This is a genomic window from Flavobacterium sp. HBTb2-11-1, assembly GCF_009826975.1.
GTDB lineage: Bacteria > Bacteroidota > Bacteroidia > Flavobacteriales > Flavobacteriaceae > Flavobacterium.
This window is the reverse complement of the sequence record NZ_WUMO01000004.1, coordinates 524,848-547,624: the sequence shown is the minus strand read 5'-3', so window position 1 is coordinate 547,624 and position 22,777 is coordinate 524,848. Positions and strand designations below refer to the sequence as shown.

Annotated in this window: 19 protein-coding genes; 14 read left to right on the top strand and 5 right to left on the bottom strand. The window is 35.3% G+C overall.

What is annotated here, in order from left to right; translation table 11 throughout:
- Window positions 1-111: 111 nt before the first annotated feature.
- On the bottom strand, window positions 112-885 hold the full coding sequence (locus tag GR162_RS11785) for an META domain-containing protein (protein ID WP_160782315.1): 774 nt from the start codon (window positions 883-885) through the stop codon (window positions 112-114).
- A 270-nt stretch (window positions 886-1,155) separates the two neighbouring features.
- On the opposite strand from GR162_RS11785, the gene nirB reads away from it, so the two are divergent.
- The 11 genes from nirB (at window position 1,156) to GR162_RS11730 (ending at window position 13,522) form a co-directional block, all read left to right on the top strand.
- Window positions 1,156-3,669 (top strand): nitrite reductase large subunit NirB, encoded by a 2,514-nt coding sequence (nirB, locus tag GR162_RS11780; RefSeq protein WP_160782314.1) that lies wholly within the window; start codon window positions 1,156-1,158, stop codon window positions 3,667-3,669.
- 228 nt (window positions 3,670-3,897) lie between these two features.
- Window positions 3,898-4,275, top strand: coding sequence for a nitrite reductase small subunit NirD (nirD, locus tag GR162_RS11775; protein WP_160782313.1), 378 nt, complete (start codon window positions 3,898-3,900; stop codon window positions 4,273-4,275).
- Between the two features lie 269 nt (window positions 4,276-4,544).
- Window positions 4,545-5,129 carry a DUF4202 domain-containing protein gene (locus tag GR162_RS11770; protein WP_160782312.1) on the top strand — a complete coding sequence of 195 codons (585 nt, stop codon included), beginning with the start codon at window positions 4,545-4,547 and terminating at the stop codon, window positions 5,127-5,129.
- 6 nt (window positions 5,130-5,135) lie between these two features.
- Window positions 5,136-6,947, top strand: a complete 1,812-nt coding sequence (locus GR162_RS11765; RefSeq protein WP_160782311.1) for a type IV pili methyl-accepting chemotaxis transducer N-terminal domain-containing protein — start codon at window positions 5,136-5,138, stop codon at window positions 6,945-6,947.
- Window positions 6,948-7,340: 393 nt separating this feature from the next.
- Complete coding sequence (locus tag GR162_RS11760) at window positions 7,341-8,000, top strand: response regulator transcription factor (RefSeq protein WP_160782310.1); 660 nt, start codon at window positions 7,341-7,343, stop codon at window positions 7,998-8,000.
- A 97-nt stretch (window positions 8,001-8,097) separates the two neighbouring features.
- The gene (locus tag GR162_RS11755; protein ID WP_160782309.1) at window positions 8,098-9,582 is read left to right on the top strand and encodes a nitrate/nitrite transporter; all 1,485 of its coding nucleotides are present in this window, start codon (window positions 8,098-8,100) and stop codon (window positions 9,580-9,582) included.
- 90 nt (window positions 9,583-9,672) lie between these two features.
- On the top strand, window positions 9,673-10,932 hold the full coding sequence (locus tag GR162_RS11750) for an alginate export family protein (protein WP_160782308.1): 1,260 nt from the start codon (window positions 9,673-9,675) through the stop codon (window positions 10,930-10,932).
- Between the two features lie 137 nt (window positions 10,933-11,069).
- The gene (locus GR162_RS11745) at window positions 11,070-11,435 is read left to right on the top strand and encodes a hypothetical protein (protein WP_160782307.1); all 366 of its coding nucleotides are present in this window, start codon (window positions 11,070-11,072) and stop codon (window positions 11,433-11,435) included.
- Between the two features lie 130 nt (window positions 11,436-11,565).
- A complete protein-coding gene (locus GR162_RS11740) occupies window positions 11,566-12,279 on the top strand; it encodes an endonuclease/exonuclease/phosphatase family protein (RefSeq protein WP_160782306.1) in 714 nt (237 codons plus the stop codon).
- Window positions 12,280-12,282: 3 nt separating this feature from the next.
- Window positions 12,283-12,903: a bifunctional 2-polyprenyl-6-hydroxyphenol methylase/3-demethylubiquinol 3-O-methyltransferase UbiG gene (locus tag GR162_RS11735; RefSeq protein ID WP_160782305.1), complete on the top strand. Its 621-nt coding sequence runs from the start codon at window positions 12,283-12,285 to the stop codon at window positions 12,901-12,903.
- Between the two features lie 67 nt (window positions 12,904-12,970).
- Window positions 12,971-13,522 (top strand): transglycosylase domain-containing protein, encoded by a 552-nt coding sequence (locus tag GR162_RS11730; RefSeq protein WP_160782304.1) that lies wholly within the window; start codon window positions 12,971-12,973, stop codon window positions 13,520-13,522.
- 64 nt (window positions 13,523-13,586) lie between these two features.
- On the opposite strand, the gene GR162_RS11725 is transcribed toward GR162_RS11730, so the two are convergent.
- The gene (locus GR162_RS11725; protein ID WP_160782303.1) at window positions 13,587-14,291 is read right to left on the bottom strand and encodes a Crp/Fnr family transcriptional regulator; all 705 of its coding nucleotides are present in this window, start codon (window positions 14,289-14,291) and stop codon (window positions 13,587-13,589) included.
- 175 nt (window positions 14,292-14,466) lie between these two features.
- On the opposite strand from GR162_RS11725, the gene GR162_RS11720 reads away from it, so the two are divergent.
- From GR162_RS11720 to GR162_RS11710, 3 genes are all read left to right on the top strand, one after another.
- A complete protein-coding gene (locus GR162_RS11720; protein WP_160782302.1) occupies window positions 14,467-17,982 on the top strand; it encodes a nitrate reductase in 3,516 nt (1,171 codons plus the stop codon).
- An 86-nt stretch (window positions 17,983-18,068) separates the two neighbouring features.
- Window positions 18,069-19,499, top strand: coding sequence for a rubredoxin (locus GR162_RS11715; protein WP_160782301.1), 1,431 nt, complete (start codon window positions 18,069-18,071; stop codon window positions 19,497-19,499).
- A gap of 130 nt (window positions 19,500-19,629) precedes the next feature.
- Window positions 19,630-20,274 carry a hypothetical protein gene (locus tag GR162_RS11710; protein WP_160782300.1) on the top strand — a complete coding sequence of 215 codons (645 nt, stop codon included), beginning with the start codon at window positions 19,630-19,632 and terminating at the stop codon, window positions 20,272-20,274.
- 92 nt (window positions 20,275-20,366) lie between these two features.
- Here GR162_RS11710 and moaA read toward each other — a convergent pair whose 3' ends face one another.
- From moaA to GR162_RS11695, 3 genes are read right to left on the bottom strand one after another with little or no spacing between them, the layout of a single operon-like run.
- Window positions 20,367-21,374, bottom strand: a complete 1,008-nt coding sequence (gene moaA, locus GR162_RS11705; RefSeq protein ID WP_160782299.1) for a GTP 3',8-cyclase MoaA — start codon at window positions 21,372-21,374, stop codon at window positions 20,367-20,369.
- A complete protein-coding gene (gene moaCB, locus GR162_RS11700; RefSeq protein WP_160782298.1) occupies window positions 21,361-22,275 on the bottom strand; it encodes a bifunctional molybdenum cofactor biosynthesis protein MoaC/MoaB in 915 nt (304 codons plus the stop codon). The genes moaA and moaCB overlap by 14 nt, the downstream gene beginning before the upstream one ends.
- Window positions 22,275-22,706 carry a molybdenum cofactor biosynthesis protein MoaE gene (locus tag GR162_RS11695; RefSeq protein ID WP_008468715.1) on the bottom strand — a complete coding sequence of 144 codons (432 nt, stop codon included), beginning with the start codon at window positions 22,704-22,706 and terminating at the stop codon, window positions 22,275-22,277. The genes moaCB and GR162_RS11695 overlap by 1 nt, the downstream gene beginning before the upstream one ends.
- Window positions 22,707-22,777: the final 71 nt, after the last annotated feature.

Below are 22,777 nucleotides of genomic sequence, written 5' to 3'. Positions count from 1 at the left end.
ATTTCGACGAAGGAGAAATCTTCGCAAGTAATAAGCCAAACTGTGCGGAGCTTCTTGTGGAGATTTCTCCTTCGTCGAAATGACAAAAAATGCGCAAAATAGAAATAAAAGTTAATCCACCTTCTTAAAAACAGCCAATTTTCCAGAAGGATTTGACAATGTCAATTGATTATTTTCTATTGAATAAGTTGTAGTACTCTGTAAAGCTTTTAAAAATTCACCTTCTTTATTTCCTTGCGGACAAGCCATTAAAGTGGAAACGACTTTCGTAAAACGCAAAAGATCTTTTTCAAAAAAGATTTGTCCCGTTATGGAATTACAGCCGCCATATCCCATAAATTTATTTTCTGCAGAATTAATCTCGATTCTCGGAAATTCTTTCTGAAAATCGGTTGCAAAAACTTTGTAGCCGTTTAATTCTTCCAAAACCCAAATATCATGCAAACGATAATCTGTTAGATATTTTCCGCATCCGCTTAATTTCTTCGTTTCTAATTCCGAGTTATTTTTAATTTCAACTTTTACGCTATAAGGAGAAATCACTCCAGACATCGAATCCTGACAATCCAATTGCTGAATCGAAATTGTTGCTGAAGTATTTTCATTACTTACTTTATACATTTTTACATTTGCATCCATTGCCTTAATGGCATCAACAGCAGGAAAAGTAATTTTTTCTTTTCCAGGAATTAATGACGTAAAAACGATTTCCTCATTCCCTATTTTAATTCCCCAAAACGGTTCATTTCCAGTCCCTTTAAAATAATATTTTAAATCTTCTTCTGTAGAACTTGCTGCAGTTGTTCCGCCAGATTCTTTGCTTGCTGTCGTTTTACAGCCTATCATTACAATTGATAATAACAATATTGAGAGTATATTTTTCATTGGATTTCAGTTTAAAAAAATATTTCTTTTTTCAAAATACCTATAAAATTCTTATGAATTTACGACATTTTTCTGAATTCCTTATTTAGATTCTTTTCAAATTTAAACTTTTTACTGCTCTTTAAATTCTCTCAAAACCCGCGATACGTAAAAGGTTAAGCTAAAATACGTAGTTTAAAAACACATATTACGATTAAAAAATAAATAATTTACGTATTTAAATAAGTATAAATACTTATATTTGCGGAGTAATACTTAATTAAAGAAATCATGATTAAAGTAATAGTAGTTGGAAACGGCATGGTTGGTTATAAATTTTGCGAAAAGTTTGTTGCAAAATCAGGACAAGAAAAGTATCAAATCACAGTATTTGGAGAAGAACCAAGACGCGCCTATGATCGCGTTCACTTAAGCGAATACTTTGGAGGTAAAACGGCTGATGACTTATCATTATCAACAACCGAATGGTACGCAGAAAACAATATTACTCTCAATACATCGGAGCTAATTACAGATATTAACCGTGATTCAAAAACTATACATACACACTTAGGCAAAACACATACGTACGACTACTTAGTTTTAGCAACTGGTTCTTCTGCTTTTGTACCACCAATTGAAGGTGTCGAAAAAGAAGGTGTTTTTGTTTACAGAACAATAGAAGATCTGGATGCAATTATGGCTTACGCTAAAAAAATAAGACAAAAAGGAGCAACCGAAGCTGCAGTTCTGGGAGGCGGTTTATTAGGTTTAGAAGCGGCAAAAGCAGTTCGCGATTTAGGATTGAATCCGCATGTGGTGGAATTTGCACCGCGTTTGATGCCGAGACAATTGGATCAAGGCGCGAGCGATATGCTTCAATCAAAAATAGAAGAATTAAATATCGGAATTCATCTTAACAAAGCAACGCAATATATTGACGGAAAGGAAAGTATAACAGGAATGATGTTTGCAAACGACGAATTGTTAAAAGTAGACATGTTGGTTATTTCTGCCGGAATCAAACCTCGCGACGAACTGGCTAGAGTTTCAGGACTTGAAGTTGGTGTAAGAGGCGGAATTGTGGTAAACAATCAAATGCGAACATCAGATCCTTCTATTTTTGCGATTGGCGAAGCGGCGCTTTACAATCATAACATTTATGGACTTGTTGCACCAGGTTACGAAATGGCGGATGTTGCTGCTGAACAAATCTTAAATGGTGATAAAACCATGAGAGAAACCATCGATATGTCAACACAATTGAAATTGATTGGTGTTGAAGTTGCGAGTTTTGGTGATCCTTTTATTGAAAATAATGACGTTACAGCAATTATTTATGAAAATAAATTAAGCGGCGTTTACAAAAGAATCAACGTTACAAAGGATTCAAAAAAGCTTTTGGGCGGAATTTTAGTTGGAGATTCTAGCGATTACGGTTCGCTTTTCCAAATTTATATTAACGAAATGGCCTTGCCTAAAAACCCTGAAGATCTAATTTTAGGTTCTCGTGATAGTTCTGAAGGTTCATCTTTAGGAAGCGTAATGGATTTGCCAGATACAGCGGTAATCTGTTCTTGCGAAAATGTTACTAAAGGTTCTATCTGTTGTAAAATCTTGGATGAATCTTGCGCAACACTTTCAGATGTTGTGAAAGCAACTAAAGCAACTTCTGGTTGTGGAGGCTGTAAACCAATGGTTTCTGACTTGGTAAAAGCAACTCAAAAATCTTTAGGAAAAGAAGTAAAAGAAGTAATCTGCGAGCATTTCAGCTATACACGTCAAGAATTATTCGATTTGGTAAAAATCAACAAATACGATAATTTCTACGATGTTTTAGATCATCACGGAAAAGGCGACGGATGCGAAGTCTGCAAACCTGTTGTTGCTTCTATTTTCTCTAGTATTTACAATGACACAGCAAATAAACACGTAACGACTCAAGATACAAATGACAGATTTTTGGCCAATATTCAACGAAACGGAACTTATTCTGTTGTTCCAAGAGTTGCCGGTGGTGAAATTACTGCTGAGAAATTAATCGTAATTGGCGAAGTAGCCAAACAATTCGATTTATACACTAAAATCACTGGAGCACAAAGAGTTGATTTATTCGGAGCTCATTTAAGTGATTTGCCAAAAATCTGGAAAATCTTAATCGACAATGGTTTTGAAAGCGGTCATGCTTACGGAAAATCACTCCGTGCTGTAAAAAGCTGTGTTGGAAATGCTTGGTGCCGTTACGGAATGGACGACAGCGCCGGATTTGCTATCGAACTCGAAAACAGATACAAAGGAATTCGTTCTCCTCATAAATTAAAAGGTGGTGTTTCTGCCTGCATTCGCGAATGTGCCGAAGCTCGCGGAAAAGATTTCGGATTAATCGCTGTTGAAGGCGGATGGAATTTATACATCTGCGGAAACGGTGGAGCCAATCCAAAACACGCTGTTTTATTGGCAGAAAAAATAGACAAGGAAACCGTTATCAAATACATGGATCGCTTCTTAATGTATTACATCAGAACTGCTGGACCGCTAATTAGAACTTCAACTTGGTTAGAAAAACTAGACGGTGGTTTAGAGTATTTAAAACAAGTCATTATTGAAGACAGTTTAGGAATCTGCGAAACGCTTGAAGCTGAAATGCAAACTCTGGTAAATACTTTTGAATGCGAATGGAAACAAGTTCTTGAAAAACCAAGATTATTAAAACGTTTCAATCACTTTATAAATTCAGACGAAAAAGACGATAATGCTGTTTTTGTTCCGCTAAGAGATCAAAAAATGCCAAAAGCTTGGTCGTAAAAAATATCTTGCCACAAAGACACAAAGCCACGAAGTCAAATTACAAAAACTTAAGAAAAAAACTTAGTGTCTTTGCGTCTTTGTGGCAAAACAACAATAAGCTCCGAAAAAAAAGAAAAAAAATCACAAACGTTTGCTGTCCTTCTTACCCTCTTTTTTACTGCGCCATCATAACTCTCATGATTGTAAAAAGAGGGCTAAGAAACAGGAAATCAAAACTCAATCAAAATGGAAGAAATCTTAAATCAATACGAAACAGTTCATGCAAGCGACGCAACAATTTGGTTCAAAGCTGGTAAAGTAGAAGATTTTCCAACCAACCGAGGCGGATGCATCAAATACAAAAACAAACAAATCGCGATTTTCAATTTCACGCGTCGTAACGCATGGTACGCTTGCCAAAACGCCTGCCCGCACAAAATGGAAATGGTGCTTTCAAGAGGCATGACAGGATCTGCAGATGATATTCCCAAAATTGCCTGTCCGATGCATAAAAAAACATTTTCATTAATAGACGGAACAAGCCTAAACGGAGACGATTATAAAATAGCAACATATCCAATAAAGATTGTTGAAGACGAAGTATTTGTTGGCTTTGCGGACTAATTTTAAAGTCACAGATTACACAGATTAAAAGGATTTTTTTTCGCCACGAATTTCACGAATTTACACTAATTTAATTCGCGGAGATTCGTGAAATTCGTGGCGAAAACAATTCAAATTATCGCCAAAGATTAAAGTTTGCGTTAGAAAAAATCCCCTTAATCTGTGCAATCTGTGGCAAAAACAAAAACAATAATTTGCGCAAATTCGTGAATTCGTGGCGAAAAAAAACTTAATTCCGTATCTTTGAAATTCTATTATCAAACCAAAAAATGACTACACCTTTTCAAAAAGCAAGCGAATGGATTGATGCCGAAAATGCACAAGATCCGAACATTGAATTAGACCAAAATACTGAATATCCAAAAGAATTATTGTATTCAGACAGGATGTATAAAAAACTGATGGAGTTTGAGCCCAATGCATCCGAAGAAATTCAGATTGCCTCAAAAGCGCAACATATCTGTCGATGGAAAGTCGCTCGCGAATCGTATCCGATGGATCGTGTTGGTTACTTGAAATGGAGAGAAGAACTTAAAAAATTCCACTCAAAAACTACAGCCGAAATTCTGGCGAAAGCAGGTTACGATCAAACTTTTATCGATCGTGTTTCTTTCTTAATTGAGAAAAAACTGCTCAAAAAAGATCATGAAACCCAATTATTGGAAGATGTAATTTGCTTAGTCTTTTTAGAATATTACTTAGAACCTTTTGTTCATAAACATGACGAAGAAAAACTGAAAAACATCATCAAAAAAACTTGGGACAAAATGTCGGACAAAGGACATCAAGAAGCCTTAAAAATCAATTATTCTGAAGAAAACTTAAACCTAATAAAAGCTTCTTTGGGATTGTAAAAAGATATGAAGAAAAGCAATCAGGAAGCTGTAGAAAAAATCACTTTCAAAAATTTACGTCGTCTGTATTTTTTTGCGCTTCTAACTATTGCCTTAACCATAATTATCAGTCAGTTTCTGGTTCAATACAATCTGAATCAGCAGTTAAGCGATTCTAAGATTATTAATTTTTCTGGCAAACAGAGAATGCTGAGTCAGAAGATTGTCAAAGAAGTTTTGATTTTGCATTATGTTTCTGATTCGGCTACAGCCAAAAAAACTTCGCATTTAAAAGAGGTTTTAGAACTTTGGAAGAAAAACCAAAATGCATTAGAAAACGGAAATGACAGTCTAGCTTTTCCAAAAGAAAAATCAGAAACACTAAATAAGCTGTATCTAGAAATCAACCCAATTTTCAATAAAATTGCAAAAACCACGGACGCCTTTTTATTAAATTTACAGCAGAAAAAATCAACATCTGAAAATCAAAAACTGGTTCAGACTATTTTAGAAAACGAAGGGATTTTCCTTTCGAAAATGAATCAGATTGTAACGCAATACGATCTCGAAGCGCACGAAAAAGTAACCGAACAACGCCGAATAGAATATTGGATATTTGGTTTTACACTTTTGATTCTGGTTTTAGAATTCTTCTTTATTTTCAAACCAACCAATAAGAAAATCGAAAGATTAATTACACGCCTTCTATCTTCTGAAAAGAAAGCTCTAAAACTAGCATACGACACCGAAGTATTAAGCGAAATCAAGGAAAATTCAGTTAAAGAATTAAAATCGCTCAACTATGCGATGGAAAATACTTTACTGTATTGCCGAATTTCACCTGATGGCTCGATTATTCATATTGGAGAAAAATTTGCCAAACTTTTAAATTACACCAAGTTTTCATCTAATAAAAAATTCTCTGAAGTCCTTACTGCTGACGAAAAAGAACAGGTTAATTTTGACCGCCTGATTTTCGAAAAACAGCGCAGTGGCTGGCAGGGCGAAATGAAAATTCTGACCAAAGAAGAAAAAGAAATTTGGCTCGATTTATCAATGGTTCCCGTAATGATCAAAAAAGATGAATTAGAACTTTTGATTGTTTGTTTCAACATCACTGAACGTAAAAAAGCGCAACGCGAAGTAGAACGTTTGAACCTTGAAAACACAACTGAGAAAATCAATCAACAAAAGATTATTTCAAGCAAGATCGTTGAAAATCAGGAAAACGAGCAAAACCGAATCGCCAAGGAAATTCACGACGGAATTGGCCAAATGCTTACGGGTTTAAAATTCAGCTTAGAAAGTATTAATCTGGATGATAGAGAAAAATCGGAACAAAAAATTGAGTATTTAAAGAAGCTTTCTTTGGATATCATCAAAGGTGTAAGAACGGCGACTTTCAACCTTATGCCTCCCGAATTAAGCGATCACGGAATAGTTTCGTCGCTTTCAAAACTCACGCATGAACTATCCAAATTAACTGGAAAAGAAATACTATTTTACAACAAAACCGATTTTGACCAACGTCTAGATTCGTTAATTGAAATCAACATTTACCGACTTACACAAGAAGCTATCAACAACGCGATAAAATATGCCGAATCGACTCATATAATTGTGCAGCTTTCACACAGCGATACACTTCTTAGCATCATCGTAGACGACAACGGAAAAGGTTTTGATGTCAATTCAGTCGACAAAAAACGCAACAGCGAATCTGGAATGGGACTTTTATTCATGAAAGAAAGAATCCAGTACATTAATGGTCGTGTGTTTATGAACTCTATTCCTAGCGAAGGAACGAGGATTACGTTCAACATCCCGATACTTAAATAGAAATTCCAATATTTAAATTCCAAATTCCAAATACTTTACGTCACGAAACTTTGTCAAAGTTTAAAACTTTGACAAAGTTGAACACAAAACTCTCTCACAATCTTGTCATTTCGAGGAACGAGAAATCTTCGCGAGTAACTCTACAAAGATTGGCGATTTAGATTGTGGAATTTCTTTGCACGAGCTTCGACTCCTCTCAGCCTGACAATCCTATATTCAATTTGGAATTTGGTATTTTAATATTCGAATTTATCCTAAGGATTTCTAATCATTTTTTAATCTTGGAATTTGGAATTTCAAAAAAATGGAATTTTAAATCAAAAAAGTACGTATATTAGCATCTTCTTTTTAGATGAATATACGTAAAAATTCAGAATCAAAATTAAGTAGATTATGAGCAATATCATTCGTGTAGTATTGGCAGATGACCATGTTTTTGTTAGAGACGGAATCAAATCTTTACTGGAAAACGAAGCAAACATTGAGGTTGTAGGTGAAGCAATTGATGGTGCAGATGCGCTTGAAGTTGTTGCGGCAACACAGCCAGATTTACTTATAGTAGATATTCGTATGCCAAACTTAACGGGCATAGAGGTAGTAGAAAAACTTAGAAACGAAAAAAACAGCGTAAAAATCATCATGCTTTCAATGCACGAATCGGAAGAATATGTATTGAAATCGATAAAAGCCGGAGCCGACGGTTATTTACTAAAAGGTTCAAGCAAAGAAGAATTCCTAAAAGCATTACATAGTGTCGCTGCAGGAGGAAAATATTTTAGCGGAGACATTTCTTCTATCTTAATAAGTCAATTAACAAATCCATCAGCATCATTAGAACCTAAACAAACTTTAGGCGAAGAAATGATGATTACCAAAAGAGAAAAAGAAATCTTAACGCTTCTTTTATCAGGTAAAGGAAACAAAGAAATAGCTGAAGCTCTCGAAATCAGTAAAAGAACTGCTGAAGTTCATCGCTTCAACTTAATGAAAAAGCTGAAAGTGAAAAACCTAATGGAACTTTCTAATAAAGCCGCCGAGTATTCTTTGATTTAAAAAATACGTATTAATACGTAATTATTTTTCAAAAACTGCGTTTTAGCAGGTTTTAACTAAGTTGTAGTACTTATTTTTACATAAAAATATAAGTACTATGAAAAATACAAACTCACTATCGCAATCACACAAAATTTTATTTTTGAACACATTGGCATTTACAGTGTGTTTTGCTTGCTGGACCTTAAATGGGGTTCTGGTAACTTTTTTAGTAGATAACGGAATTTTCCATTGGGATGTTAATCAAGTCGGATGGCTTTTGGGTATTCCCATCTTAACTGGATCTATCATGCGTCTTCCTATCGGAATTTTAACTGATAAATTTGGCGGGAAATATGTTTTTTCACTGTTATTGCTGCTTTGTTCGATTCCGCTGTTTCTCCTTCCCTACGCTGACAGTTTCGCCATGTTTGCCTTACTTAGCTTTTTATTCGGAATGGTCGGAACAAGTTTTGCAGTCGGAATTGGCTATACATCAATCTGGTATCCAAAAGAATGGCAAGGCCGCGCTTTAGGAATCTTCGGAATGGGAAATGCCGGTGCCGCAATTACAACGTTTTTAGCTCCTTCTCTATTAAATCATTTTTCAATTGATGATCCGCAAAACGGATGGAAAATTCTTCCTGTAATATATGCTGTTTCATTGGTCGTAATCGGTGTTGCCTTTTTAATTTTCGCTCAAAACAAAAAAATAGAAAGTAGCGGCAAAAGTGTTTCGCAAATGCTTTTGCCACTAAAATCGCAAAGAGTTTGGCGTTTTGGAGCGTATTACTTCCTAGTTTTTGGATGTTTTGTAGCCTATTCTCAATGGTTATTGCCAAATTTCATGAACGTTTACCAAACGAGCTTAGTAATGGGCGGTTTGTTTGCAACCATGTTCAGTTTGCCATCTGGAGTAATCAGAGCTTTTGGAGGCTATTTATCAGATAAATTCGGAGCTAGAAAAGTGATGTACTGGGTTTTGGGTTCTTCTGTAATCTTAAGTGCTTTATTATCAATTCCGAAAATGGAAATCACCACTTCTGGGCCAGGAATATTAGCCGCTAAAAAAGGTGTTGTAAATGAAATCAGCGATAAAACCGTAAAAATTGGCGATAAAGAATATCCTATTGCACAAAAAACTGCCAATACGAATGAAAATGCCATTTTCCCAACTTCTACAAGCTGGCAAGATGTTGTAGTAGCTCATAACCAAAGTGTTGCAAAAAAAGAACTGATAGCCAAAGGAGTAACGCTTATTAAATTTGACGCAAACATGTGGGTATTTTTGCTTTTAGTTATTCTAATCGGAATTTCTTGGGGAATCGGAAAAGCAGCAGTTTACAAACACATCCCTGAATATTTCCCAACAGAAGTTGGCGTTGTGGGCGGAATGGTCGGAATGATAGGCGGTTTGGGTGGTTTTTTCGGTCCAATAATCTTCGGATATTTACTGACTGCAACCGGAATCTGGTCAAGTTCATGGATTTTTATTTTACTTTTCTCAACAGGTTGTTTGGTTTGGATGCATTACACTATAACACAACTATCTAAGGAAAAACAAGTTAAAATAAGCAAAGCAAAATTGGAACCTGCATATTAGACTTAGATTAAAAAATAATTAGAAATATGGCCTCAATCATAGAAAAAGATGGCTTTTTCTTATAAATTTACGCCTGAAAAAATATCACCCATGAAACAAATCAGAATTATTTTCCTGTTACTTCTAGGAGCTAGCGCTACCTTACAAGCGCAAGAATTAGACGTAAATCTGCAAATTAGGCCACGTTTTGAATATCGCAACGGTTACAAAACTTTGCTGCCAGAAGGACAAAAAGGAACTTCCCAGATCTCGCAACGTTCTCGTCTAAATATTAATTTCAAACAAGATGATTTAATCGTAAAATTAACTTTTCAAAATACCAGAACGTGGGGCGATGTTCCTACTGCAACCGTTGCCGATAAAAATGGAGTAGCAGTTTTTGAAGCTTGGGCGCAATATAATTTTACAGAAAAATGGAGCGCTAAAATAGGGCGTCAGGTTCTTTCTTACGACAATCAGCGCATTTTAGGCGAAATGGACTGGGCGCAGCAAGCTCAAAGCCACGATGCCCTTACCATAACTTATCAGACCGAAAAACAAAGATTAGATTTTGGGGGTGCCTATAATTCAACTGCTGAAAATGTAGTTCAAACTCCTTATACAGTGGCCAATTATAAAGCTATGCAATATGCTTGGTATCACAACCAATTTAGCACTGATTTAGGTTTAAGTTTCTTGCTGCTTAACACGGGTTACGAATATGCAAACGCAGATGCAAAACTTTTGGTTGATTACAAACAGACTTTTGGCCCTTATCTAACTTACAAAACAAGTAAAATAGATAGTAACTTTTGGGTATATGGACAAACAGGAAAAAGTACTGATCTGCAAGTGAGCGCTTGGAATGCAGCCGCAAATTTTAATTACAACATTACTGAATCATTTAAAGCAGGTTTAGGATATGAATTTTTATCTGGAAAAGCTTCAAATGACGGCAGTACCGTAATTAAATCTTTCAACCCCATTTTTGGAACCAACCACGGATTTAACGGTTACATGGATTATTTCTATGTTGGAAATCACTTAAACAATGTTGGTTTGCAAGATGCTTTTATAAAATTGAATTACAATATAAACAAATGGCAGTTTGCTTTGATGCCACATGTATTTTTAGCAGCAGCTGACGTTGTTACACCTGCAAATGAAAAATTAGAGTCGTATTTGGGAACTGAAATTGACGCCAGTTTTGGTTATAATTTCAAAAAAGACATCACTGTAACAGGCGGTTATTCTCAAATGTTTGGTTCTAAAACAATGGAATTTATCAAAAATGGAGAAGCAAATCATACCAACAATTGGGCTTGGCTAATGATTTCTGTTAATCCTAGAATTTTTAGCTGGAAAAAATAATTTTTCTTAAAAATAAACTCATAATTTTTACCCTTTTCCTATTTCTGGAAAAGGGTATTTTTTTATTTCAAAATAATGTGGATTATATGTTTAATTAATTATATTTGAAGTGATTATGAACCCCCAATTCTATCCTAATGAAACCATTTCTAAAATTGTCATTGCTGACTTTTATTGTCACGCAAACAGGTATTGCCCAAAAATACGATGATGCCTTAATTTCGAAAAACTCAGAAATTAATTTTGCTAAAACGCAAAAAAGAGGAATCAAAAAAAACAACATGGTTTATTATGTTGAAAATGATTTACAAACCATTTCTGCCTACAAAAGAAAAAAATTGAAATGGCAAACCAATGTAATTTCTATCTGCGGAAAACCTAAAAAAGGAGAACCTGAAATTAGGTATGTTGGTTACAACTCAAACAAACTGCTTATCGTGATCGGAAAACATAATTTTGCTGAAATTGACATAAATAGTGGTGAAACAAAATTTGTTGGCTAAGATTAAAGAAATCTAAATATATAAACTGCCCTTTTTCTATTTTTAGAAGAAGGGTATTTTTTTTTGATAAATCACAAAAATATTCTTCTCCTTAATCATTATATTTGAGTGAGAAATAATTTAGCTTCAAATGAAAATCATCGCTTGGAATTGCAACATGGCATTCAGAAAAAAAGCAGAATTTATTCTAGCTCACAATCCTGATATTGTTGTAATTTCTGAGTGTGAAAGTCCTGAAAAATTAAAATTCCCAACCGAAATACAAACACCAAACGATATTCTTTGGTACGGCACAAATCCGCATAAAGGAGTTGGTGTTTTTTCTTATAGTGATTATCGTTTTCAACTACTCGATTGCCATAATCCAGATTTTAAAAATATCCTACCAATAGCTGTTACTGGCGGAAAAACTGATTTTATGCTATTCGCCATTTGGGCAAATAATCCTGCAGACAAAGATGGCGCTTATGTTACTCAGATTTGGAAAGCGATTAATTATTACGAAAATCTAATCAAAGAAACCAAAACCATTTTAATTGGCGATTTCAACAGCAATACTATTTGGGACAGACCACGTCGCGAAGGAAATCATACATCCGTAGTAAACAAATTAGCCGAAAAGAAAATTTTTAGCACTTATCATAAATACTTCAATCAAATTCATGGCAAAGAAGAACATCCAACTTGGTATTTGTATCGTCATGAAAACAAACCCTATCATCTTGATTATTGCTTTGCTTCAAATGATTTTGTCGAAGTTTTAGAAAGTGTGGAAGTCGGTGCTTACAATGATTGGACTTTGCACAGTGACCATAAACCTTTAATAATTAAATTCAATATATAAACCATGGACAACTGGACTCAGCGTTGGGACGACCGTTATAAAAGCGAAGAATTCGCATACGGCGAAGAACCCAACAATTACTTAAGAGAGCAACTTGAAAAATTAAGCCCTGCCTCTATTCTTTTTCCTGCTGAAGGCGAAGGGCGAAATGCCATTTTTGCTGCAAAATTAGGCTGGAAAGTTTCTGCCTTTGATATTAGCGAAGAAGGAAGAAACAAAGCTTTGAAACTTGCAGAAGCAAATGATGTTTCAATTGACTATCAAGTTGGCGAATTAGAAACTCTAGATTTCGAAGCAGAACAATTTGATGCAATTGCATTGATTTACGCGCATTTTCCAGCTGAAATTAAATCGGAAATTCACAAACAGCTTGATCAACTTTTACGCAAAAACGGTATTATTATATTTGAAGCTTTCAGCAAAAAGCATTTAGAATATGTAACCAAAAATGAAAAAGTCGGCGGGCCAAAAGACATCGAATCTTTATTTTCGATAGAAGAAATCAAAGCCGATTTTTCAAATTACGAAATCATCGAATTGGAAGAAAAAGAAATCGAACTCAGCGAAGGTTTATTCCATAACGGAACAGGTTCTGTAATTCGATTTGTGGGAAGGAAAAAATAAAATTACGACGTAGAGACGCGTGCGGAAAAGGCGCACTGCAGTGCGTCTCTACGGAAACATCTTTTTTATGGTAAAAAAATCCCTGAAAATATTCTTTTATTTACTCGTCTTTTTAATAGTCATAATTGGTTATTTACTAAGCGACTTCAATCCAATTTATAAGAATAAAGAATTTGTTAATCTTACATATGAAATAAAAGATGCGAAGAAAGAAGATTTCAAATCCATTATTGATATACATAATAAAATATTTAGAAAGCTAAAAGAACATAATTGCCCCTGCCAAGATGCGGTGAACAGTATTGGTCCTGGCCCATACAGACATGGATATTCATTAACAAAATCTCTATACTATCTAAAAATAAAAAAGGATTTCACTCAAAATGAATGCCTTAAATTTATCTTAGTACACTATGATTTTGGATATCGAAAAATTGGAATAAAAAGTGCCTCAAAATTTTTCTTTAATAAAAACATCGAAGAACTTAATGAAAAAGAAAAATTAACCTTAATTGCAATGCTTAAAAATTCTTCTTTGTATAATCCGATTCGAAATAAAGAAGGTGTAAAAAATCGAGTTTATCTACTCGAAAGAATTTTGCACAATCAAAGCAAGTAGTAGTATTATGTATTACTACAAAAAAACCTTTGTAACTTTGTCCCTTTGTAACTTTGCCCCTTTTTTAAAAATACTTATGTTCCATAATTTCAGCTCGCAAAACTGAAACTTCCAAAATCCCAACACGTTTTCCTTCTGTTTTTATCAATGATTCTTTTTTTAGGCTTGATAAAACTCGAATGGCCTGTTCTTCTGTAGTTCCGGCAAAATCAGCGATTTCTTTTCTCGAAAGCTCAATATCAATCAAACCGTTTCTTTGTCCAAATTTGCGATGAATATAAAGCAGTAAATCAATCACACGCTCTCGGACATTCATATGAGCGATTTTACGAATATTGTTTTCACTTTTATTTAATTCTTCGGCATAAAAAAGCATAAGAGTGTAGGTAAACTCCGGAACATGCTGTAAAATTTCGCGCATGGTTTCGTTACTGAAATTACACAAAACCGTATCTTCAAGCGCATAAGCTCCGATTAAGTATTTCTTACTCGTTCCAAATCCGCGAAAACCAACTATATCACCGTTTTTCGTTAATCGAACAATTTGTTCGCGACCATTTATTCCAGTTTTTACTGTTTTAGCTTTTCCTTTACAGATAAAATAAAGTCCTTGCAAAGGCGCTCCTTCCGTAATAAACCGATCCGATTTTTTACAAACAATACTTTGTTTTTTAGCGATATAAGCCGTCATCTGCTCCAAATGCAGGTGTTTCTTTATGAAACAATTCTCATTTGTACAGGAATAACATACAGCTTGTTCTTCTTTCATGAGTTCTAATTTTTAACAAATAAAAACTAATTGGTTGTTCCTCATTTATTTCAATCAAAAGTAAAAAAATAAATCTAAAAAATACGTATTAATACGTAAAAATACTTATTTTTGCGTAAGTACTTTTGCAAAGTCAGACCATTAACTAAAAGTAGATCTCTAAATAGAACAATAAATGCAAACTACGAAGATCAAAACTACCTGTTCCTACTGCGGCGTTGGCTGCGGCATAATCGTAACCAATGATGCTAAAAATGGCATAATGGTCGAGGGCGACAAAGACCACCCAGTAAACAAAGGAATGCTGTGTTCTAAAGGAATGAACCTGCATTACGTAGTGAATGATACTTCTGATAGAATTTTATATCCAGAAATGCGCGGCAGTAAAAATTATCCGTTAGAACGCGTTAATTGGGATACCGCTCTTAATCGAGCGGCGGCGGTTTTTTCCTCCATCATAAAAAAACATGGGCCAGACAGCGTCGGATTTTATATTTCTGGTCAATGTCTAACCGAAGAATATTACTTAGTCAATAAACTTGTTAAAGGATTTCTGAAAACGAATAATATCGATACCAATTCCAGACTCTGCATGAGTTCTGCAGTTGTGGGTTATAAAAAGACTTTTGGTGAAGATTCTGTTCCAATTGCTTATGATGATATCGAATTGGCCGATACATTTTTAATTACAGGGGCAAATCCAGCTTGGTGCCACCCTATTCTATTTAGACGTTTAGAAAAACACAAAGAGAAAAACCCGAAAACTAAAATAATCTGCATAGACCCAAGAAGAACCGATACTGCCGCTTTCGCCGATTTGCATTTACAGATTATTCCGGGTTCTGACATTATTTTGTATCATGCTATTGCCAAACGCATTATCGAAAAAGGGTATGTAGATCATGATTTCGTTAAAAATCACGCTGAAAATTTCAAACCATATAAAGATTTAGTCTTAGGAACTTCACTTGAAAAAGCGTCTAAACTTTGCGGCATTTCTGTGAATGACATCAAACTTGCCGCAGATATTATTGGCAAAGCCAAAGGATTTATTTCACTTTGGGCAATGGGATTAAACCAAAGCGCTGTTGGCGTTGATAAAAATACGGCGTTGCTGAATTTATCTTTATTGACGGGACAAGTTGGAAAGCCGGGTTCTGGACCATTTTCATTAACGGGACAGCCGAACGCAATGGGCGGACGTGAAGTAGGTGGAATGGCAACGCTTTTGGCTGCTCATAAAGAAATCGCAAATCCAGTGCATCGCAAAGAAGTTGCCGATTTTTGGGGTGTTGACGAGATTTCAGATAAACCAGGTTTAACAGCTACCGAAATGTTTGAAGCTTTAGAATCTGGAAAAATGAAAGCCGTTTGGATCATCTGCACGAATCCATTAGTAAGTTTGCCTGAATCGAGAAGAGCGGAAAAAGCGCTTCAAAATGCCAAATTCGTTGTCGTTCAGGATATTTCTCATAATGCCGATACCGCCAAATTTGCCGATTTATTATTGCCTGCCGCGGGCTGGTTAGAAAAAGAAGGAACCATGACCAACTCGGAGCGTCGTATTTCTTATCTGCCTAAAGGAATCAATGCGCCTGGAGAAGCACTTCCTGATATTGAAATCTTGATTCGTTTTGCTAAAAAAATGAATTTCAACGGCTTTAATTTCAACAGCGCCGAAGAAATCTACAAAGAACATTGTGCACTTACCAAAAATACCAATATTGATATTTCATTCTTAAATTATAATCGTTTAAAAACCGAAGGCACTTTTCAGTGGCCTGTTCCAGATTACAATCATCCGGGAACTCCAAGATTATTTACCGATAAAAAATTCTATACGCCTTCTGGAAAAGCGATTTTTAATCTGCCTGTTTCGATTGAAAATACGTCGGTGCAACCAAATGATGAATTTCCTTTTATTTTAACCACAGGAAGAATTCGCGATCAATGGCATACGATGACTAAGACTGGAAAAGTATCTCGATTATTAACGCATATTCCAAGTCCAGTTTTAGAAATAAATCCAATTGATGCATTTAAAAACGATATCAAAAATGGTGACATTGTGGTCGTTGCAAGCAAAAATGGAGAAGTTCGCGTAAAAGCAAAAGTTACCGATTCGATCAAAGAAAAAGTAGTTTTCCTGCCGATGCATTGGGGAAAACAGCTTGAAAATGATTTGAATAGAACTAATAACTTAACCAATACCGTTGTCGATCCAGTTTCAAAAGAACCTGATTTTAAGTTCACAACCGTTTCGATTAAAAAATATGTAAAACCATTTCAGAAAATTGCTATTGTTGGCGCAGGCGCAGCATCTTTCCGATTCATTCAAAACTATCGAGAGTTCAATACAACCGATGAAATCATTGTTTTTTCAAATGAAGTAAATCCGTTTTACAATCGCGTTTTGCTTCCCGAATACATGACTGGAGAATTCAGTTGGGAACAGCTTTTAAAAGTAAAAGACGGAGAAACTTTCAATAAGCTAAAAATTACTATGAAAGCGGGAGTTTCTATTGATAAAATAGATGCGAAACAAAAAACAATTCTAGACAGCCAAGGCGAAATTCATACTTTCGATTCTTTGATTCTTGCAACAGGAAGCCGTCCGTTTATTCCTGAAAATGCACAGCTGCATCTTCCTGGCCGATTTACCGTTCGAAGAAAAGAAGATGCTGATCGTTTGAAAAAACATTTAGACAACACCAATCTTTCTCCAGAAGAACAGCATGTCGTCATTATTGGCGGTGGTTTATTAGGATTAGAATTGGCAGCCGCCTTAAAACATAAAAAAGTAAAAACTACGATTATTCAGCGCGCTTCCCGCTTGATGGAACGTCAGTTAGACCGAATTTCAAGCAAATTATTAGCCGAAGAAGTTCAGCTTCGCGATATTCAGATTTATTTTGATAATGAAGTCAGCACTGTTTTTGAAACTGATAATCCCAACGAAATTGAAATTGCTTTAAAGAGCGGTAAAATCATAACGGCCAATGCCATAGTTTATACAATTGGAACTATTCCGAATATCGAAATTGCACGCGAAAGTGGACTTTCATGTGGACGCGGAGTTAAAGTAAATCAATATTTACAGACTTCAAATCCAGATATTTTTGCGATTGGAGAAATTGCTGAATTTGATAATAAATTATTCGGAATCACTTCTGCCGCTGAAGAACAGGCAGATATTCTGGCTAACTTTTTAGCAGGCGACATCAGCAGTTATTACAAAGGCTCTATCCTAATGAATATTCTGAAATTAGAAGACATTAACCTTTGCAGCATTGGAGATATTACAATTCCAGAAAATGACGATTCGTACGAAGAAATTGTTTTTGCCGATTTGAAAAAACGTTATTACAAAAAATGCATTGTAAAAGATGATCTTTTGGTCGGAGCCATTTTAATGGGCGATAAAAACGAGTTTGCCGAATTTAAAACGATGATCGAAAGCAAAATCGAATTATCAGACAAGCGAAATACGCTTTTAAGAGGAAGCTCAAACGCAAAGCCGGTTTTAGGAAAATTAGTCTGTTCTTGCAGTCAGGTTGGTGCTGGAAACATTGAAGAAACCATTAAAAGCGGTGTAAATGATTTTACCGAATTATGCAAAAACACAGGCGCAGGTTTAGGATGCGGAAGCTGTAAAACAGAGGTTAAAGAGATATTGGCGAAGTGTAAATAAGTTTACAGTCGCAGTCTCAGTTTTCAGTGAATACTAGACCGAGACTGAAAACTGAGACTGAAAACTGAGACTGAAAACTAAAAAAAATGGAACTAACAAGATTAATAGTAAAAGGAGGCGTAATATCGCCAGGTGAACTTAGAGAAATTGTAAACATGGCAATGGATCAAGGTTTAGATTCAATTTCATTTGGATCGAGACAGGATATTATTTTTCCAAAAGGTTTTAAGGATTTTGACAAAGAAGATTTCGGCAAGTTTCATTTTGTTTATCCAGACCAAAAAAGCGGGAATAATATTGTTTCGTCTTATGTTTCGACCGATATTTTCAGAAATACCAACTGGCTTACTGGAAACCGTTTTTTATATATTTTGGAAGAATTTAAAGAACAGCCAAAACTAAAAGTCAATATAACCGATCCCAAACAGCAATTGGTTCCTTTGTTTACAGGACATTTGAATTTTATAGCCTCAGAACACGAAGATTATTGGTATTTGTATATCCGTCTTCCGAAATGGGAAAAAATGGAGGTTTATCCTGTTTTGCTTTACAGCTGGGATTTGGCTAAGATTTATTACGAAATTGAGAAAATTGCAGAAGAAGATTCAGCCGATATTGAAACGCTTTTTGCTTTGGTCAGCGAAGCTTTAGACACCAATAATAGAACGATTGACAAACCGTTAAACTTTCCGTTTTATCCATTTCCATATTACGAGGGAATGAACAGAATGGGAATTGATCAATATTGGTTGGGATTGTATTGGCGAAACAATCTTTACGATTTAGATTTCTTGAAAGAAATGTGCAATTTGTGTTTTGAGTGCAAAATCGGGAAAATCTGTATCACGCCTTGGAAATCTTTCATTATAAAAGGAATTCCAAAGGACCGAAAATTAGAATGGGAAAAATTCTTAGGAAAAAGAGGAATCAACGTTCGTCATTCTTTATTAGAACTCAATTGGCATTTACCCGTTGCAATGGAATGGGCTTTGAATCTTAAAACCTTCTTGGTTCGAACTTTAGACCAATTTGACATCAGCACATATGGACTGAATTTCGGAATTTCAGAATACAATCGCAACGGACATTATTTTACTTCTATTGTCATCGAAAAAAATGAACTTCCCACAGCTTTAGAATCCATTAAAATTAGGGATACCTACAATGTTTTGTTCGCAAAGAACTTCGACCCCAATACGCGTGAATACATTGTGCATTCGCAAGATATTGACAAACTCGAACTGCCAACGATTTTAATAGAATTAAGCCGAAAATATTTTGAGGAACTTGGAAATTCGACTTCAGAAACAAGTGAAAAACCGCAGAAAAAAGAAAAACCGCAACAGGATATTTACCAATGTCAGGAATGCTTAACGCAATACAATTCGGAATACGGAGATGAAACGCAAGGAATTCCAAAAGGCATTTTATTTGAAAATCTGCCGGAAACCTATTGCTGTTCTCTTTGCGAAGCGCCAAAAAGTAATTTCAGGATTTTGGAAACGGTTGTAAATTAATAAGTTCTATTATTTATGTATTCAAAAATTGCGTATATTTAGCTTAACTAAAAATTTATGGTAAAGCTGAACACTTCAAAAGCTTTATAATCATTTGGTTAACATCTATTACTCAATAAAAAATACCGTTATGATAAAAAGAACAACACCACCTTCTGCTGAAAAAGTTACCGATATTCCTGCAGAAACAGCTGTAGAAAGCACTACAGAAATACAGCCAGAAACTAAAACGACCATTAGAAGAACCACAAGAACGGCTGTAAAACCATCAGCTACGAAGACTCCAACTGCGAAAACTGCAGCGACAAAATCAACAGCTACAAAAGCTCCTACAGCTACTGTAAAACCAGCAGCAAAAACTCCTATAAGAGCAGCTTCAAAAGCGACTCCGTCTGCGACTGTGAAAAAAGCAGCAACAGCACCTGCAAAAACAGAACCTATCGTTTCTGAAATCGTAGAAATCAAAACTGATGATAGTCCAGTACCTTTTGAAGAAAACAAGCCAGTTGTAACGGTTGAAAAAATTGGTAAAGAAAAAAACGATATAAAATCAAAGCTGAAAGCTAAACTTAAAGCCAAAAAAGAAAAAGAAAAGAAAAGAGAAAAAGCGATTAAAGCTGTTATTAAAAAATTAGAAAAAGCTAAAAAAGCAAAACTAAAAGCAGCTGAAAAGAAAAAAGAAAAGGCTAAAAAAGAAAAAGCAAAAGCGAAAGCCAAGAAACTTGAAAAGAAAGCTAAGGCTCAGAAAAAAGCTAAAGCTAAAAAGAAAAAATAGTTATAAGAAAGGTTTGACTTTAGGAGTTGAACCTTTTTTTTGACTCTAGTTTGTCAAAGTTTAAAACTTTGACAAAGTTTCTCTCCAAACTCCTACCCTCCAATAGCAATCATACTGCGATTATCTGAATGAAGTGTCGGATCATCAATTTCATTAACGGTAGACATTCCAGCGCGGACTTTCTTCTTATTTTGAATCGATTCTGCAATCAATTCAGTGATGGATTTGCCATTTCGAAAAGCGGTCAGCAAATCGGTTTCTGAATTCGAGAAAAGGCAGTTTTTTATTTTTCCGTCAGCCGTCAAGCGGATGCGGTTGCAGCTGTCGCAAAACGGATTTGTAATAGAACTGATAATTCCGAAATCGCCTTGAAAGCCTTTAATTTTATAATTTCTCGAAGTGAAGTTTTTTTCATCTTCCAGTTTTTGAATTTGATCCGATAAAAATTGAGTTTCTACTAAAGATAAAATCTCGTTCTGTGACACCATTTTACTTCTGTCCCACTCATTTCCTGCAAAAGGCATAAACTCGATAAAACGAACTGAGATTGGCAGAAACTGAGTCAGTTTTACAAAATCGACAATTTCGTTTTCATTAAAACCTTTAATCAAGACTACATTCACTTTTACCTCAAAATCATAATTCAAAAGCAAATGCAAATTATCAATCACTTTCTCAAACTGATTTCGAAGCGTTATAGAGGCAAATTTAGAGGCCACCAAAGTATCTAAACTCAAATTAATTTTTTTGACATTAAATTGCTTTAAGACGTCTATATGACGATCAATTAAAATTCCGTTTGTCGTTATAGAAAGTGAAATGTTTAACGTTGATAATTTAGAAACAATTTCGGGAAAGTCCTTTCTCAATAAAGGTTCTCCGCCTGTTAATCTAATTTTGTCAACACCATTTTTTACGAAAGTCTGAGCAATTGCAAAAATCTCATCTCCAGTCATTAAACTGGCTTTTGGAGAAAGCGCGATCCCATCCGCTGGCATGCAGTACGTACAACGCAGGTTGCATTTTTCCAGCAGCGAAATGCGCAGATAATTGTGCTTGCGCCCAAAACCATCCGTCAAAATAGTGTTAGAGGCTGTCATGATTTTTTCCTTTTAAAATATGAAAAACGTGCATTACGTGCGGAAATACAGCATCCATAGACTCTCTCACTCCGTTTGTTGAGCCTGGTAGCGCTAAAACTAGACTATTCCCCAAAGTTCCTGCAACACTTCTAGAAAGCATCGCATACGGCATTCTTTGCTGACCGTAATTTCGAATTGCTTCTTCAATTCCTGGAATTCTGCTTTCTAAAATCGGCTCTAAAGCTTCAGGTGTTACATCTCTTGGCGATAAACCAGTTCCGCCCGTAAAGATCACCAAGTGATTTTCTTTAGCGTAAGCTTTTGTTTTCATTTGAATAACGTCCAATTCATCTGGAATGATTTCGTAATGCGAAGTTTCAACTCCGTATGATTCTAATTTTTCTACAATTGTTTTTCCTGAACGATCTTCTTTATCGCCAGCAAAAATCGAGTCTGAACAAACAAAAACCGCCGCTTTTATAGCATTCGGAAACTTATTTTTGAAAGAAGATTTTCCGCCTTCTTTATTAATTAATTTAATTGTTGAAATCTCAATTTCTTTATCAATTGGTTTCAGCATGTCATACATGGTCAACGCTACGATAGATGCGCCGTGCATCGCTTCAACCTCAACTCCTGTTTTGTAAACGGTTTTTACTTTGAAAATAATATGAATCTCTAATCCTTCAATTTGATATTCGACTGAAGTAAATTCAATTGGAAGCGGATGACAATCTGGAATGGATAAATGGGTGTTTTTTACAGCAAATAATCCGGCCGTTTTTGCCATTTCAAACACGTTTCCTTTTGGCACCAAATTATTGACAACAGCATCAATTGTTTCTTGTTTGCTGACTTTGACAATTGCGGCTGCGGTTGCGACTCTTAAAGTGCTTATTTTATGTGTAATATCTACCATTAACTATTTTGTTTCCATGTAAATGTATCGTTTTCAAACATTTCTTTGCCAAAAATCGGAACATCGGTTTTGATCCAATTTACGATAGCTTCTGTGGCTTCATAAACTTGTTTGCGACGTGTTGCCGACACAAAAACAAACAAACAGATTTCGCCTGCTTTTACCACGCCCAAACTATGATAAATATGCATACAGGTCAAATCAAATTTGGCGAAAGCTTTTTCACGAATTGCATATAACGCTTCATTCGCCATGTCTTTATACGCCGAATAATCAATGGCAACGACTGTATTGTCGTGAATAACATCTGCACGGACTTGCCCTAAAAAGATATTATGTGCCCCAATAGTATGTTTTGATTGATGTTTGGCAATCGATTCGGCAATAAATTCGGGAGAAATCGGTCCTTCTACAAATACATTTTTACTCATTTTTTATATATTTTTTTTAGCCACGAATGCACGAATTATAACGTGATAATTTGTGCAATTACATTTGACAA

Excerpts from the sequence above, each read along its gene's own strand:
- GR162_RS11785 (WP_160782315.1), bottom strand. The coding sequence starts at position 885 with ATGAAAAATATACTCTCAATATTGTTATTATCAATTGTAATGATAGGC.
- nirB (WP_160782314.1), top strand. The coding sequence starts at position 1,156 with ATGATTAAAGTAATAGTAGTTGGAAACGGCATGGTTGGTTATAAATTT.
- nirD (WP_160782313.1), top strand. The coding sequence starts at position 3,898 with ATGGAAGAAATCTTAAATCAATACGAAACAGTTCATGCAAGCGACGCA.
- GR162_RS11770 (WP_160782312.1), top strand. The coding sequence starts at position 4,545 with ATGACTACACCTTTTCAAAAAGCAAGCGAATGGATTGATGCCGAAAAT.
- GR162_RS11765 (WP_160782311.1), top strand. The coding sequence starts at position 5,136 with ATGAAGAAAAGCAATCAGGAAGCTGTAGAAAAAATCACTTTCAAAAAT.
- GR162_RS11760 (WP_160782310.1), top strand. The coding sequence starts at position 7,341 with ATGAGCAATATCATTCGTGTAGTATTGGCAGATGACCATGTTTTTGTT.
- GR162_RS11755 (WP_160782309.1), top strand. The coding sequence starts at position 8,098 with ATGAAAAATACAAACTCACTATCGCAATCACACAAAATTTTATTTTTG.
- GR162_RS11750 (WP_160782308.1), top strand. The coding sequence starts at position 9,673 with ATGAAACAAATCAGAATTATTTTCCTGTTACTTCTAGGAGCTAGCGCT.
- GR162_RS11745 (WP_160782307.1), top strand. The coding sequence starts at position 11,070 with ATGAAACCATTTCTAAAATTGTCATTGCTGACTTTTATTGTCACGCAA.
- GR162_RS11740 (WP_160782306.1), top strand. The coding sequence starts at position 11,566 with ATGAAAATCATCGCTTGGAATTGCAACATGGCATTCAGAAAAAAAGCA.
- GR162_RS11735 (WP_160782305.1), top strand. The coding sequence starts at position 12,283 with ATGGACAACTGGACTCAGCGTTGGGACGACCGTTATAAAAGCGAAGAA.
- GR162_RS11730 (WP_160782304.1), top strand. The coding sequence starts at position 12,971 with ATGGTAAAAAAATCCCTGAAAATATTCTTTTATTTACTCGTCTTTTTA.
- GR162_RS11725 (WP_160782303.1), bottom strand. The coding sequence starts at position 14,291 with ATGAAAGAAGAACAAGCTGTATGTTATTCCTGTACAAATGAGAATTGT.
- GR162_RS11720 (WP_160782302.1), top strand. The coding sequence starts at position 14,467 with ATGCAAACTACGAAGATCAAAACTACCTGTTCCTACTGCGGCGTTGGC.
- GR162_RS11715 (WP_160782301.1), top strand. The coding sequence starts at position 18,069 with ATGGAACTAACAAGATTAATAGTAAAAGGAGGCGTAATATCGCCAGGT.
- GR162_RS11710 (WP_160782300.1), top strand. The coding sequence starts at position 19,630 with ATGATAAAAAGAACAACACCACCTTCTGCTGAAAAAGTTACCGATATT.
- moaA (WP_160782299.1), bottom strand. The coding sequence starts at position 21,374 with ATGACAGCCTCTAACACTATTTTGACGGATGGTTTTGGGCGCAAGCAC.
- moaCB (WP_160782298.1), bottom strand. The coding sequence starts at position 22,275 with ATGGTAGATATTACACATAAAATAAGCACTTTAAGAGTCGCAACCGCA.
- GR162_RS11695 (WP_008468715.1), bottom strand. The coding sequence starts at position 22,706 with ATGAGTAAAAATGTATTTGTAGAAGGACCGATTTCTCCCGAATTTATT.